Origin of the sequence: Evansella halocellulosilytica, assembly GCF_002335745.1 — a bacterium.
Taxonomy (GTDB): Bacteria; Bacillota; Bacilli; order Bacillales; family Salisediminibacteriaceae; genus Bacillus_CA; species Bacillus_CA halocellulosilytica.
The window spans coordinates 3,210,350-3,223,395 of sequence record NZ_NIST01000001.1 but is presented as its reverse complement, the minus strand read 5'-3'; the positions used below and the strand labels follow the sequence as shown (position 1 = coordinate 3,223,395).

Sequence of the window (13,046 nt, the reverse complement as noted above, 5' to 3'; positions counted from 1 at the left end):
TTATCACGTCATATACCGGATAGTACTCCACTACATTTGTAGTGACAGTGTGATACTTATTCAGTAACACCCCAGCAGCTCAATAGTTGGAGACTATTGAACGCTTCGGCAAATCGACCTTTCTGTTACTTTCATCGCGCTCCAAACACTTCAGTAACCTACTCATTCTTTTTGCTCCTCTACCTCCCGACGATTACGATCGAGGGATATAAAACTGTTGGAATAAACAATAACATACCTGCTAACCGAATTCAAGAGTCACCATTTTTATGCTCTTTTCCTACTAAGCTCACTCTCGTTCGGTTACGAGCTTCTTTGTTTAATCGGGTCTCTCGGATGAACGATACTCGGTCTTTTCCGTTTAACCGGAATGGCTTGACGAACTAGAATATCCCAAAATGCTATCGGATAAAATGGAATAAACGGCCACATATAAGGGACGTTTAATGACTTTACAAACACGAGGAGTAGGAATAATACTGTTGTTCCGACGATGAATCCTGGGACTTGGAATAAAGCGACTAAAATGAGCAGGACAAATCGATATATTTTTAAAGCAATTCCCATTTCATAACTTGGGGTTGCGAACATTCCAACCGCACCAACTGCTACATATAAAATGACTTCAGCACCAAACAGTCCGACCTCAATAGCAATTTCCCCAATTAATAACGCAGCAACTAACCCTAAGGCGGTAGCTAATGGAGACGGTGTATGAATGGCTGCCATCCTCAACAATTCTATTCCGAGTTCAGCTAGAACGATTTGTAAGAACAGTGGCACATTATATTCGTCTTCGGGACCGATAAAATCTATGTTTTCTGGCAGGAGGATCGGTTCTATGACCATCAAAAACCACAATGGCAAAATAAATAATGAAAAAAACATTCCAGAAAAACGGACCCACCTTAGAAATGTTCCTACCATAGGTGCTTGTCTGTATTCTTCAGCATGCTGGACGTGATGAAAAAAAGTAGTTGGAAGAATGATGACCGACGGTGAAGCATCTACAAAAACGATGACATGTCCTTCTAATAGATGAGTCGCGCAAACATCAGGTCTTTCTGTATATCTAACCATTGGGAACGGATTTTTTCCTTGTTTTACAATAAATTCTTCTACGAATTTATCGGACATTGTTAGCCCGTCAATATCAATATTTTCTAACTCTTTTCGAACAACTTCAATTAAATTCGGATCAGCGATTCCATCAATATAAGTTAAACTAATGTCTGTTTTTGAACGTCTGCCGACCCGCATAATTTCATTGCGCAGACGTTCATCCCTTATTCTTCTTCGGGTAAGTGCAGTATTTTCAATAATATTTTCTGTATAACCATCCCGGCTCCCACGAACGACTTTCTCTGTATCAGGCTCTTCCGGACCTCTACCTGGATAACTTCTTACATCAATAACAATGGCATCTGTTTCACCTTCAATCAGAATAAAAATAAGTCCTGAGAGCATTTGCGTAATTGCGTCATCCAACGTTTTCACATGCTCAACTTGAACATGAGCTAAGCGATTTTCTATTTGATCTCTAACACGGTGTTTCTTCACTTCATTCGCATCTAAAAACATTAACTCTTTTAACAGCTCGATGATATATTGAATATCACATAAACCGTTCACAAAATAAAACTGTACTTCTTTGTCTAGTATGTAAAGTTTCCGAACCCCAACATCAAAACTTTTGCCTATTCCAACTCGTTCTTTTATCCGACGTTCATTTTCACGGAGGTCATTCGTAATAGGGTGATCGATTTTCGTCACATCTTGTTCGCTACCCATCATTCGCACTCCTCTCTATAATTAATTCAATTGCCTGTTTTGTAATGGGGGCTCCTCGTTCCATTACATCATGTCCACCCATTTTCCCTATATCACCAACACCTACGACAAGGGGTAAAGATAATTCATCTAAAGAATAAACAGTATCTCCCCTAATTCTTCCGATTTCCATATCGACAATACCGTCTTTGTCAACTCCGTACTCAGTCAATTCTCCATTTCGATTGATCGAAATATCTACTTTTGTCCATTCATGTGAAAAGGATTGGGATGCAACAGCAACAGCGCCTAATACGTCAATATCAGTTGATGTTGCTACGATTTTCATCGCAGACTCTCCAGGTCCCACTTCAGCATGTCCGCAATCATCAAACATGACTAGAACCGGATCTTTTTCAGCTATAAGGATTAAATGAAGAATTTGATCGCCAGTCATTCTAGTTGGATTACCGCCAGATTCTGTAATAACCGAACAATTTAATTGTTCTGCAGCAATTTTCACAGCAGTTTTTGCTGATTCATCACCATCAGTGATTAATATCACCCGCTTCTTAGCATTCATGTAATCACTCCTTAGCTTTGAAAACAAAAGCAGTTATCCAAGCAATAACCATACATGTCATAATGACAACTGCACTGTATTTAAAAACACCTGCATATAGATCAAAAAAACCATTTACTGCCCCTTCTATTGCCCCTTTTGCAAAATAATATCCTAAGCCTATGACAGTCACTGTTGCACCCGCTCCGGCGAAATGGATGATTATTTCGTATAGATTTAACAAATGTAAAATAACACCGAGTAAACAAAACATCGTTAACAATCGGACGGTTGACCAATTCAACCATTCAATTAAAACCTGTCCTAGTAAGCAAATCATCCCCCCAACAACGAACGAATATACATAACTCATTCAACTAGTCCTCCACCTTTATCGAATTCAAATACGATTCCATGTGCAATACAAGGGATAGACTCACTTTGATTGATTTTTGTCGAGTTAAACAATGCTCCAGTAGCTAAACATAAAACTTTTTTCCAGACTCCTTTTTTTATTTGATCAAACACATATGAATAGATAACAAGTGCTGAACATGCTGCACCACTTCCGCCACTTATTTCGTTTTTTAAATGCTCATAGATTTTTATCCCTGCATCAATGTGACGTCCTCCTAATTCAATACCTTCTTCCTTACATAACTTTAAAAACTTTTCACTTCCGTATTGTGACAAATCCCCTGTGATAACAGCATCCAACGTTGAAATATCGTCATTTCCCAAAAATTTTTTTAATGTTGAAACTGCGGCTGGAGCCATTGCTCTTCCTAAATCTAAAGGGTTTTTTGTTCCGTCATCGATAACATTTCCGAATACGATTGTACGGACTTTTATGTTCGTATGAGCTTTGCTTAACATGACAGAAGCAGCCCCGGTTACTGTTCTCATTGCAGATTGAGGCTTAACAGTGGCAAATCCAATTGGATATCGAAATTGTCGATTCGTCACCCCGATGTGACTGCTTACCGTACAAATAACTTGGCGAATATTCATTTGAGCTAAGAGAAGTGCTCCTATACCTATTGCTTCCATTGAAGTTGCACAAGCACTGAAAACCCCAAGAAAACTGCACGGAAATTGTCTGAATGCATAATGTGAAGCGATCATTTGATTTGTCAAATCACCCGCGATTATTGCATCAACGGTAGTATCGATCGATTTATGTAAGCAGTGATTTATTGATAATGTGACCATCTTTTGTTCTGCACATTCAAATGATGATTCCCCAAAATATAAATCTTTGTTCCATTCATCTAAAGATTGCCCAACAAAACTTCTCTTTTCTTCTAACCCACCTACTAAACCGACATTTTGCACATAAACTGGGCTTTCCACTGTATATACTCCGTTGTTTTCATACATATATAGAACTCCTCAGCTACAAATTAATTAAATAATAAATAACTGCTCCGAAAAAACTTGATAGTGCTCCAACTATAATGATGCTTCCCGTATGTTTAAACAGGCTATGAGAAATCCCACAAATACCTCCTTCATTTTTACCGTCAAGGGCCATACTCGTAAAAAGGTTTGCGATTCCCGTAATTGGTATAACCAAGCCTGCTCCTACTTTAGCAGTCCACCTCGAGTAATATCCGAATGAAGTTAAAATCGAGCCGAGAAGGATAAAAGTGATATACATGATGAAGTGTGCATGATCAGAGCTTATGGTCGCTACATTACTCGAGAACTGAACAATGATTTGTCCAATAAGGGAAATAGCTCCACCAACTAAAAATGACAATAACTTTTTATTTTTCACTATTCGAAAACCGAATTTTCTGCTTAGATGATGAGTCATATTTGTAACTCCACTCCAGACAAGTTATTTAACAAAAAATAACCAATGGTATAAGGATCCTATAATTTTCCCAAGTACAATAGCTAGGACAAGCCATGGCATTTTCTGCTTCATCCCAATTCGTTTTGCTAAGATAGGAAATACATTTAAAACTTCAGTTAAAGCAGCAGCCAACATACCGACAAAAATACCGCAAGCAAGACCGACTATAGCCATCAGCCATTTCGGAAGGAAAAAGGCTGGATCCCCTAAACTTAACCATATTCCTATTTGTGAACCGATAATGACTGCCCATTCATATGAATGAAGCCGGTTTGTCGTTTTCGTTAAATGAGCTAGTCTTGGAACAATACCTAATACAGTTAAGAACGCAACTAAACCACTTCCTACTGCAAGGCCGCCAGATAAACCAATCATGATTGAAATGATCTCGTTACTCATCTCTTTTGTCATTCCACACAGGATTTTCATAAACAGCTACATATCTGTCCATATTCTCTTCATAATTAAACATTTCAACTTCCATTGGACTCGGTTCCTCATTGATACGCTTTTTAAAAATATGGTTAAAAAATAAAAGCATACCTAACCCGAGTCCGACTGAATAAGGGATTTGCAACCAGAGAGGATGCTCAACTCGTTCCCCTACTATTCTTTCATGTAACTTAATATGAACTTGTTGCATGCTGACATCTTCATGAAAATTCATAACCGCAAGTCCCGCTCCTATAAATAACAGGAGCCAAACTAAAAGAAACAAAACTGGCTTTATGTTTTTTTTCTTTCCTTCTACTAACAAAATTGTTTGAGTCGGTCCAATTACTTGGATATCAGCATTAGGCTCAATCTGGTGGATACTTTTCACAATTTCCATAACATCAATTACTCTTACTGAACGATCTTTTTCTATTAACGAAGTAACTGGGAGTTCGAATAATTGCTGTTCTGAAATTTCTTCTGTTATGAGTTGAGCGATGTCTTTTAAATATATTGTTTGGTTCCGCTTTCCCCAATGACGACTTTTCAATCGAAGATATACTTTTTTTTCCATTGAAAAACCTCATTTCTTCATTAATCATCAATTGTCAGCATCTACATAGTAGTATGGAATAAACACCGTTAAACAATACAAATCTGAAGGGATGTTCTTTAAGAAAAGCGTCTGCCTATTGGTAAAGCAACCTTGAGACTATGATTTTTTGAAATAAAAAAACAACCCGGTTTAACCGAGTTGTTCCTTTAATTGCATTAATATTTTTTTCTCTAGACGTGACACCTGGACTTGAGATATCCCTAGCCTTTCAGCTACTTGTGATTGTGTTTGGTCTTTATAATACCTTAAATAAACAATCAATTTCTCCCTTTCTGCCAAACGATCTATTTCATCACGTAATGCAAGTTTATCAAACCACTTCATATCGTCATCATCCGAAATTTGATCAAGTAACGTAATAGGATCCCCATCATTTTCATAAACCGTTTCGTGGATAGAAGTAAGTTGTCTGCTTGCTTCTTGGGCAAACACAACTTCTTCAGGTGTCATTTCTAATTTCTCTGCAATCTCATTAATTGTCGGGACACGTCCTAACGTTTTTGATAATTCATCTTTCATCTTTCGGATTTTATTTGCACTTTCTTTAATGGAGCGGCTTACCTTTACAGTGCCATCATCTCTTAAAAAACGTTGAATTTCTCCTATAATCATTGGTACAGCGTAGGTTGAAAACTTCACATCGTAACTAAGATCAAATTTATCGACAGATTTAATTAATCCGATACATCCAATCTGGAAGAGGTCATCTGCTTCATAGCCACGATTAAGAAACCGTTGTACAACTGACCAGACAAGCCTAGTATTTACGTTTACAATTCGATCACGAGCGGCTTGATCCCCATTTTGAGCATCTTTTATTAGTTGCTTCACTTCTTTGTCATTTAGATACGTTTCTTTTGATTGTTTTACACCTACATCCATAAGCACCCGCCCCTTCAATTACAAAGAGCTCGTTGTTTTGATAATCTCTTTACCAAGGTAACAGTCGTTCCAATCATCGGTTCAGATTCAATGGCAACCTCATCCATAAAGTTTTCCATGATCGTAAAGCCCATTCCGCTTCGTTCCAACTCTGGTTTAGACGTATATAAAGGCTGCTTAGCTTCATCAATATTATGGATGCCGACACCTTTATCTCGTATCATCAAACGGACAACGTCATCTTCAAGTTCAACTGCTAAATAAACCATAGCTTCAGCGTCTTCATGATAACCATGAATAATCGCATTTGTGACAGCTTCACTCACAACTGTTTTTAATTCTGTTAACTCGTCCATCGTCGGATCAAGCTGAGCAACAAATGCACCAACAGTTACACGTGCAAATGATTCGTTTTGGCTTACCGCAGAAAATGAAAGTTCCATTTTATTTTTCATGACGCCACCCCCAAAGTCATTAATGCATCCAATTCATTTGATTCTAGGCGGATGATTTTAAACATACCAGAAAGGTCGAACAACCGTTTCACTTGTGGAGAAATTGAGCAGACGACCATTTCTCCACCAAACTGTTTAACAAGTTTATAACGCCCTAACACAACACCGAGCCCTGAACTGTCCATAAATGAAAGCTTCTCCAAGTTTAGTAAAACGTGACGCAATTCATTTTCCTCTAACGCTAAATCGACGCGCTCTCGTAATTCCATCGCTGTATGATGATCCAATTCACCTTCTAACCTGACGCAAAGTACATTTTCCCTCTGTTCAAGATCAATGAGTAGACTCATTTCTCTCACTCCTCATCGTTAGTTCTCATTCCACCAGCATCCTCTCCCGGAGGCTATTGGCGTTATGTGTACCTACATTTTCTCCTTTAGTAAAAATAACTCCTTCTCGTTCGCAAAAGTAGTGAAAATTCGTCAAAAGAATATTTTTATAGTGGAAATCAGCCTGTTAATTCCCGACGAGAGTTGACGTTGTTCGTTTAAATAATTTCCAAAAAGTTGCTTCGGGCACATCCTCAGCAGCGACAACGCTCACTTCTGACAATACTTTCCCATCCTTTTCGATAAACAACTTACCAGCTGATTGTCCTTGTTGAACCGGAGCTGATATTGGACCGGAAAGTTCAAGTCTTTCTGTAATCCCTTCCACATCTTCTCCCTTTTTCATTAACAATGAAACGTTTTCTTCGGCTAATACTTGGACAGTTTTGTCAGCACCTTTACTTATTTTTACTTCGCCTAATAAGTCTCCACGGTCATAGCGCTTTTGCAGTTGATATTGACTATATGCATAATCAAACATTTCCGTAATTTGACGGTTTCGCTCTTTTGGTGACGGAGCTCCCATCACGACAGCAATTACCCGCATATCGTTTTTGTTTGCACTTGCTGTTAAACAATATTTTGCTTCACTTGTATAGCCGGTTTTTAAACCGTCTACACCGGGATAAAATTTCACCAGTTTATTTGTATTCACTAACCAGAATTTTTTATCTGTATCTTCCCTTAAATAGTCTTCATACAAGCTTGTATATTTCGTAATTTCCTCATATTTAAGTAACTCTTGTGCCATTACTGCTAAATCGTAAGCAGAAGAATAATGGTTTTCTCCTGGTAAACCATTTGAGTTCACAAAATGAGTATCCTTTAATCCTAACTCTTTTACTTTCTCATTCATCATTGAAATGAATTGTTCTTCAGAACCAGCTAGATGTTCAGCCATTGCAACAGAAGCGTCATTTCCTGAAGCAATTGCGATCCCTTTTAACATTTCTTCAACGGTCATCTCTTCACCGGGTTCTAAAAAAATTTGCGATCCGCCCATCGATGCTGCTCTTTCACTAGTACGGACCTTATCTTCTAAATTGATTTTTCCATTTTCAAGTGCTTCCATGATCAAAATCATTGTCATAATTTTTGTCATACTTGCTGGGGGAAGTTGCTCATTACTGTTCTTTTCATAAAGAATTGTTCCTGTATCTCTTTCCATTAAAATAGCTGATGTCGCTTCATTTGCCAATTCTACCTTTCCTTCTTCTGCAGAAACGGTCATTACACTTCCAAACATATATAATGCTACTAAAAATGCGACAAATGTCTTTTTCAATGAAATCCCTCCATTCTTTTTCTTTACCATTCTGCCCGAATCAATTTGAAATATACCATCATTTGACAGAGAGTTCAGGAAAAAGGCTGGGACAAAACCGAGTTATAAAGAATGGCCCTCACCACAGTGAGAGCCATTCCTATTTAACAAGTAATGATATATTAGGGTTGAAAAAACACTCGCTTGCACTCCAGAACACAAGTGCGGCATCTACTCGTGCTGCACTTCGTTTGCATTCATAGTGTCTTCTTTGCCGCGGGCAAGACTTTAGCTTCCTAGGCTCATACTTTGTGCACCAAGGGGATTTTCTGCTTCTTCCTCTGCAAGAACATTCAAAGAAGGGAATGCGTCGAAGTAGCTCGTAATGAAATCAGCGAAGAAACGCTCGTTGATCCTGCGATTACTCGTCGCACAAAATAACGCTATTGCTTTTCGCCGCCTGTCGCTTTTTCGAGCATATGATTATGGTTTAAATCGTATAGAAAAAACGAGCTGGGATATGATTAATAAAATTCCAGCTCGTTTTTCTCATTACAATTTTTGATACAGTCTCTTTATGAGATGACATTATATATTAACGGTGCTGCGGTTACTTTCGTGTCAGAAATGCTAAATGAGTCTAATATTTTCGACTTAACCTCATCTATTTCCTCTTGATCAGCATGAACGATGACCAACGCATCTCCTTTATTCACTTTATCTCCTATTTTCTTTTTAAGTTCAAGACCTACTGCTAAATTTATTTCAGATGTTTTCGTTGCTCTGCCAGCACCTAGCATCATCGCAGCTGTTCCAATTTGATCAGCAACGATTCCGGATACGTATCCTTCACTTTCTGCTTTCACTTCAATTTGGTATTTTGCTTTCGGGAGTTTGTCAACATCCTCAATAACAGCAGTATCACCGCCTTGTGCCTCAGCAAATAATTTAAATTGCTCTAACGCTTTTTCGGAGTCAATCGCTTCTTCGAGCATTTTTCTAGCTTCTTCAACATTATCAGCTTTGCCAGCATGAACGACCATATGGCTACCCAATACGAAACATAATTCTGTTAAGTCTTCAGGGCCATTTCCTTCTAACGTTTCTACTGCCTCTTTTATTTCTAACGCATTACCTATAGCAAAGCCTAAAGGCTGACTCATATCTGAAATTACCGCAGAAGTTTTACGTCCTAAATCATTGCCGATTTTCACCATTGTTTTAGCAAGTTCTTTCGCTTCATTAAGCTCTTTCATAAATGCGCCTGCACCTGTTTTTACATCTAACACAATTGCATCAGCACCAGATGCAATTTTTTTACTCATTATCGAACTTGCAATAAGAGGGATAGAGTTAACAGTTGCCGTCACGTCTCGTAACCCATATAGTTTTTTATCTGCTGGCGTTAAGTTTTGCGTTTGCCCGATAACAGCCGCTTTATTTTTATTGACTAATTCAATAAATCGCTCGTTTGTAATTTCAACGTTGAACCCAGGTATCGATTCTAACTTATCGATTGTCCCTCCTGTATGACCGAGTCCGCGACCGCTCATTTTCGCTACTGGAACTCCAACACTTGCGACTAATGGAGCTAATACGAGAGTCGTTGTATCTCCAACACCTCCCGTACTATGTTTATCAACCTTTATTCCTTCGATCGCAGATAAATCAATTGTATCACCAGATTGAACGATCGCATTCGTTAAATTGGCACTTTCTTCTTCATCCATCTCTTTAAAATAGACAGCCATTGCCCAAGCACTCATTTGATAATCCGGAATGGAATCATTTGAATACCCGTTAATGATAAAGTCAATCTCTTCCTTCGTATGTGAAAAGCCGTTCCGTTTCTTTTCAATTAAATCGACCATTCTCACTTCATTATTCCTCCTCGGCTATTTCCCAAAGTTGTTCATTAGCGTCTTTTAACAGACTTTTTACAAATGATATAAAAACTGGCTTTGTTTTCTTTGCCACTTCCATCACTTCCTCATGAGTGATGCCTTCTATGGCTTCACCAATTGCCATATCTGTAATACATGATATTCCTAATACATTCATATTCATATGTCTAGCTACAATCGCTTCAGGAACTGTAGACATTCCAACGACATCTCCACCAAGGTTACGAAGCATAATAAGTTCAGCTCCAGACATATAAGTTGGGCCGCTGACTGCTGCATAAACTCCACGTTGCAGTGACAGGTTATTGTAGCTTGCTACGTTTAGCGCATGCTCCTTTAACTTTTCAGTATAAACCTTACTCATATCAGGAAATCGCGGACCAAGCTCCTCAATATTCGGTCCATTAATGGGTTCGCTCCAGTGAAATTGATGTGGTCATCAATAAGCATTAAATCACCTGGTTGAAAGCGATCATTCATCCCGCCGCATGCATTTGTTACAATTAATGTTTTACATCCAAGCTGTTTCATTACCCGAACAGGGAAAGTTACTTCCTGCATCGTATACCCTTCATAGTAATGAAAACGTCCTTGCATTGCGATTACTTCCACTCCTTCTAGATTACCGATAACAAGCTGTCCTTTATGGCCGGCAACAGTTGAAGTCGGAAAATGTGGAATGTTTTCATATTCGATCTTAACAGCATTCGAAATGTTCTCTGCTAAATCTCCTAATCCAGAACCTAATATCAAACCAATAACTGGTTTAGTTGTCATTTGTTCACGGATCATATCGGCTGCTTCATTTATTTTTTCTAATGTAGGCATGTCTCTCCCCCTAAATCTTCTTCACAATTTCTTTCACGAATGTTAAAAACTGTGTCCTTACTCGTTCTGTCGTCTCAATAACTTCATCATGTGTTAAAGGCTGATCTAATATTCCCGCAGCCATATTCGAAATACATGAAATTCCCAGCACTTTTAAATCACTGTGACGAGCGACAATCACTTCCGGAACGGTTGACATTCCTACTGCATCCCCGCCAAGAATACGCGCCATCTTTACTTCTGCAGGAGTTTCATAGACGGGTCCCGTATTCCCAACATAGACACCTTTTTGAACAGGAATGGACAATTCAGCTGCTATGGATTCCGCCATCTTCAGTAGTGTTGGGTCATAAGCATTAGACATGTCTGGGAAACGGACACCTAATTCGTCATCATTTGGGCCAATGAGCGGGTTTGTTCCAAATAAATTCAGGTGATCTTTGATCAACATTAAATCACCTGCCTGAAAGGATTCATTAACTCCACCTGCGGCATTTGTGACAATAACAGATTCTACCCCAATCGCTTTCATCACTCGTACGGGTAACGTAACGAGCTGCATATCATATCCCTCATAGTAATGAAAACGTCCTTGCATTGCGACAACTGTTTTCCCTTCTAAATTTCCAATAACGAGTTGACCTTTATGACCGGCAACTGTAGAGGTTGGAAAACCTGGAATGTCCGAATAAGGAATTTTTGTAGCGTTTTCAATTTCATCAGCTAAGACTCCTAAACCGGAGCCTAATATTAATCCAATCGCAGGCTTTTCATGAACCTTTTCTAAAACAAAAGATTTTGCTTCTTCAATTACATCCTTTGATACCATAACTTCTCTCTCCTATTCTAATTCATCTAAAAAACTTTTCCCGTGCTCTGGGAGCTTTACGTTGAAATTATCTGCAACTGTCGCCCCGACATCCGCAAATGTTTTTCTAACACCGAGTGACTTGCCTGCTTTCATCTGTTTATTGTAGGCAAGTAAAGGAACATATTCTCTCGTATGATCTGTTCCGTGATGAACCGGGTCGTTTCCGTGATCAGCAGTAATAATGAGCAAATCATCATTTTGTAGCTGTTCAAATACTTCCGTAAGACGTGTATCATATTCTTCAAGTGCTTCACCGTAACCAATCGGATCTCTTCTATGTCCAAACTTCGCATCAAAATCAACTAAATTTAAAAAGCTTAATCCAGTAAAGTTCATTTGCACAGAATCATTCAATTTATCCATTCCATCCATATTCGAAGATGTTCTTAAAGATTCTGTTATCCCTTCACCATCATAAATATCAGAAATCTTTCCAATCGCGATACTATCAAAACCTTGATCTTTTAATTCGTTCATGACTGTTCGTCCAAAAGGCTTTAACGCATAATCATGACGATTCGGTGTTCTGACCCACTCCCCTGAACTTCCGATAAATGGTCGTGCAATTACTCGTCCAACCATATATCTTTCATCCAGCGTCAGTTGTCTTGCAATTTTACATATTTCATAAAGTTCCTCTGGCGGAATGACTTCTTCATGAGCTGCAATTTGCAATACTGAATCTGCTGAAGTATAGACAATTAAGTCACCTGAATTTACATGTTGCTCTCCTAGCTCATCAAGAATTTCTGTTCCTGATGCCGGTTTGTTACCTAACACTTTCCGTCCTGTTCTCTCTTCAAGTTCTTCAATTAATTCATTCGGAAAGCCTTCTGGAAATGTACGAAAAGGGGTGTCAATATGTAAGCCCATAATTTCCCAATGCCCTGTCATTGTATCTTTTCCAACTGATGACTCTTCCATTTTCCCATAATACGCTAATGGCTTTTCAGGCTTTGTTCCTCCCTGATAATCCTTAATAAATGGCAAGCCTAACTTATCCATATTCGGCATCTTTAAACCGCCCATTTTTTCAGCAATATGACCTAATGTATCGGATCCTTTATCTCCAAACTCCTTTGCATCAGGGGCTTCACCAATACCAACTGAATCCATCACAATCAAGAAAATTCGCTTATATTTTTTATAGTCATTCATGATTATTCCTCCTATAAATATGTCAAGAAATTAGTTCCATACTTACTATAC

15 protein-coding genes, 1 pseudogene and 1 riboswitch are annotated in these 13,046 nt (G+C 38.5%); of the genes and pseudogenes, 1 reads left to right on the top strand and 15 read right to left on the bottom strand.

Features of this window, described 5'->3' with window-relative positions; all coding sequences use genetic code 11:
- Positions 1-12 precede the first annotated feature (12 nt).
- A riboswitch (Lysine riboswitch) is annotated at positions 13-190 on the bottom strand.
- A 113-nt stretch (positions 191-303) separates the two neighbouring features.
- The 11 genes from CD001_RS15470 to CD001_RS15420 all read right to left on the bottom strand — a co-directional run bounded on the left by CD001_RS15470 (position 304) and on the right by CD001_RS15420 (position 8,216).
- Positions 304-1,794 carry a spore germination protein gene (locus CD001_RS15470; protein WP_306454074.1) on the bottom strand — a complete coding sequence of 497 codons (1,491 nt, stop codon included), beginning with the start codon at positions 1,792-1,794 and terminating at the stop codon, positions 304-306.
- Positions 1,784-2,353: a stage V sporulation protein AE gene (locus CD001_RS15465; RefSeq protein WP_096188555.1), complete on the bottom strand. Its 570-nt coding sequence runs from the start codon at positions 2,351-2,353 to the stop codon at positions 1,784-1,786. The genes CD001_RS15470 and CD001_RS15465 overlap by 11 nt, the downstream gene beginning before the upstream one ends.
- Before the next feature lie 4 nt (positions 2,354-2,357).
- Entirely contained in the window at positions 2,358-2,705 is a 348-nt protein-coding gene (locus CD001_RS15460; protein ID WP_096188554.1) for a SpoVA/SpoVAEb family sporulation membrane protein, read from the bottom strand.
- Positions 2,702-3,712, bottom strand: coding sequence for a beta-ketoacyl-[acyl-carrier-protein] synthase family protein (locus CD001_RS15455; protein WP_096188553.1), 1,011 nt, complete (start codon positions 3,710-3,712; stop codon positions 2,702-2,704). The genes CD001_RS15460 and CD001_RS15455 overlap by 4 nt, the downstream gene beginning before the upstream one ends.
- Before the next feature lie 16 nt (positions 3,713-3,728).
- Positions 3,729-4,151, bottom strand: a complete 423-nt coding sequence (locus CD001_RS15450; RefSeq protein ID WP_096188552.1) for a SpoVA/SpoVAEb family sporulation membrane protein — start codon at positions 4,149-4,151, stop codon at positions 3,729-3,731.
- 24 nt (positions 4,152-4,175) lie between these two features.
- Positions 4,176-4,592 carry a stage V sporulation protein AB gene (locus CD001_RS15445; protein ID WP_096188551.1) on the bottom strand — a complete coding sequence of 139 codons (417 nt, stop codon included), beginning with the start codon at positions 4,590-4,592 and terminating at the stop codon, positions 4,176-4,178.
- Positions 4,585-5,202, bottom strand: coding sequence for a stage V sporulation protein AA (locus tag CD001_RS15440; protein ID WP_096188550.1), 618 nt, complete (start codon positions 5,200-5,202; stop codon positions 4,585-4,587). Before CD001_RS15440 ends, CD001_RS15445 begins: the two co-directional genes overlap by 8 nt.
- A 171-nt stretch (positions 5,203-5,373) precedes the next feature.
- Entirely contained in the window at positions 5,374-6,126 is a 753-nt protein-coding gene (gene sigF, locus CD001_RS15435; RefSeq protein ID WP_096188549.1) for an RNA polymerase sporulation sigma factor SigF, read from the bottom strand.
- Between the two features lie 14 nt (positions 6,127-6,140).
- Positions 6,141-6,581: an anti-sigma F factor gene (gene spoIIAB / locus CD001_RS15430; RefSeq protein WP_096188548.1), complete on the bottom strand. Its 441-nt coding sequence runs from the start codon at positions 6,579-6,581 to the stop codon at positions 6,141-6,143.
- Positions 6,578-6,931, bottom strand: a complete 354-nt coding sequence (spoIIAA, locus tag CD001_RS15425; RefSeq protein ID WP_096188547.1) for an anti-sigma F factor antagonist — start codon at positions 6,929-6,931, stop codon at positions 6,578-6,580. Before spoIIAA ends, spoIIAB begins: the two co-directional genes overlap by 4 nt.
- 166 nt (positions 6,932-7,097) lie before the next feature.
- Positions 7,098-8,216 (bottom strand): D-alanyl-D-alanine carboxypeptidase family protein, encoded by a 1,119-nt coding sequence (locus tag CD001_RS15420; protein ID WP_257009986.1) that lies wholly within the window; start codon positions 8,214-8,216, stop codon positions 7,098-7,100.
- Between the two features lie 403 nt (positions 8,217-8,619).
- Between CD001_RS15420 and CD001_RS26030 the strand changes: the two genes are divergently transcribed.
- Positions 8,620-8,799, top strand: coding sequence for a hypothetical protein (locus tag CD001_RS26030; RefSeq protein WP_142303596.1), 180 nt, complete (start codon positions 8,620-8,622; stop codon positions 8,797-8,799).
- 10 nt (positions 8,800-8,809) lie between these two features.
- Here the strand turns inward: CD001_RS26030 and CD001_RS15415 are convergent, their stop codons facing one another.
- The 4 genes and pseudogenes from CD001_RS15415 to deoB form a co-directional block, all read right to left on the bottom strand.
- On the bottom strand, positions 8,810-10,111 hold the full coding sequence (locus tag CD001_RS15415) for a pyrimidine-nucleoside phosphorylase (protein ID WP_142303595.1): 1,302 nt from the start codon (positions 10,109-10,111) through the stop codon (positions 8,810-8,812).
- Between the two features lie 4 nt (positions 10,112-10,115).
- Positions 10,116-10,966 (bottom strand): annotated as a pseudogene (locus tag CD001_RS15410) (purine-nucleoside phosphorylase).
- 10 nt (positions 10,967-10,976) lie between these two features.
- Positions 10,977-11,795 carry a purine-nucleoside phosphorylase gene (locus CD001_RS15405; protein ID WP_096188545.1) on the bottom strand — a complete coding sequence of 273 codons (819 nt, stop codon included), beginning with the start codon at positions 11,793-11,795 and terminating at the stop codon, positions 10,977-10,979.
- Between the two features lie 12 nt (positions 11,796-11,807).
- Positions 11,808-12,995 carry a phosphopentomutase gene (gene deoB, locus CD001_RS15400; protein ID WP_096188544.1) on the bottom strand — a complete coding sequence of 396 codons (1,188 nt, stop codon included), beginning with the start codon at positions 12,993-12,995 and terminating at the stop codon, positions 11,808-11,810.
- Positions 12,996-13,046 lie beyond the last annotated feature (51 nt).

Coding starts and splice junctions, on each gene's coding strand:
- CD001_RS26030 (WP_142303596.1), top strand. CDS start 8,620: ATGAAATCAGCGAAGAAACGCTCGTTGATCCTGCGATTACTCGTCGCA.
- CD001_RS15465 (WP_096188555.1), bottom strand. CDS start 2,353: ATGAATGCTAAGAAGCGGGTGATATTAATCACTGATGGTGATGAATCA.
- CD001_RS15460 (WP_096188554.1), bottom strand. CDS start 2,705: ATGAGTTATGTATATTCGTTCGTTGTTGGGGGGATGATTTGCTTACTA.
- CD001_RS15420 (WP_257009986.1), bottom strand. CDS start 8,216: ATGTTTGGAAGTGTAATGACCGTTTCTGCAGAAGAAGGAAAGGTAGAA.
- CD001_RS15470 (WP_306454074.1), bottom strand. CDS start 1,794: ATGATGGGTAGCGAACAAGATGTGACGAAAATCGATCACCCTATTACG.
- sigF (WP_096188549.1), bottom strand. CDS start 6,126: ATGGATGTAGGTGTAAAACAATCAAAAGAAACGTATCTAAATGACAAA.
- CD001_RS15405 (WP_096188545.1), bottom strand. CDS start 11,795: ATGGTATCAAAGGATGTAATTGAAGAAGCAAAATCTTTTGTTTTAGAA.
- CD001_RS15455 (WP_096188553.1), bottom strand. CDS start 3,712: ATGTATGAAAACAACGGAGTATATACAGTGGAAAGCCCAGTTTATGTG.
- CD001_RS15450 (WP_096188552.1), bottom strand. CDS start 4,151: ATGACTCATCATCTAAGCAGAAAATTCGGTTTTCGAATAGTGAAAAAT.
- CD001_RS15440 (WP_096188550.1), bottom strand. CDS start 5,202: ATGGAAAAAAAAGTATATCTTCGATTGAAAAGTCGTCATTGGGGAAAG.
- CD001_RS15445 (WP_096188551.1), bottom strand. CDS start 4,592: ATGAGTAACGAGATCATTTCAATCATGATTGGTTTATCTGGCGGCCTT.
- deoB (WP_096188544.1), bottom strand. CDS start 12,995: ATGAATGACTATAAAAAATATAAGCGAATTTTCTTGATTGTGATGGAT.
- spoIIAA (WP_096188547.1), bottom strand. CDS start 6,931: ATGAGTCTACTCATTGATCTTGAACAGAGGGAAAATGTACTTTGCGTC.
- spoIIAB (WP_096188548.1), bottom strand. CDS start 6,581: ATGAAAAATAAAATGGAACTTTCATTTTCTGCGGTAAGCCAAAACGAA.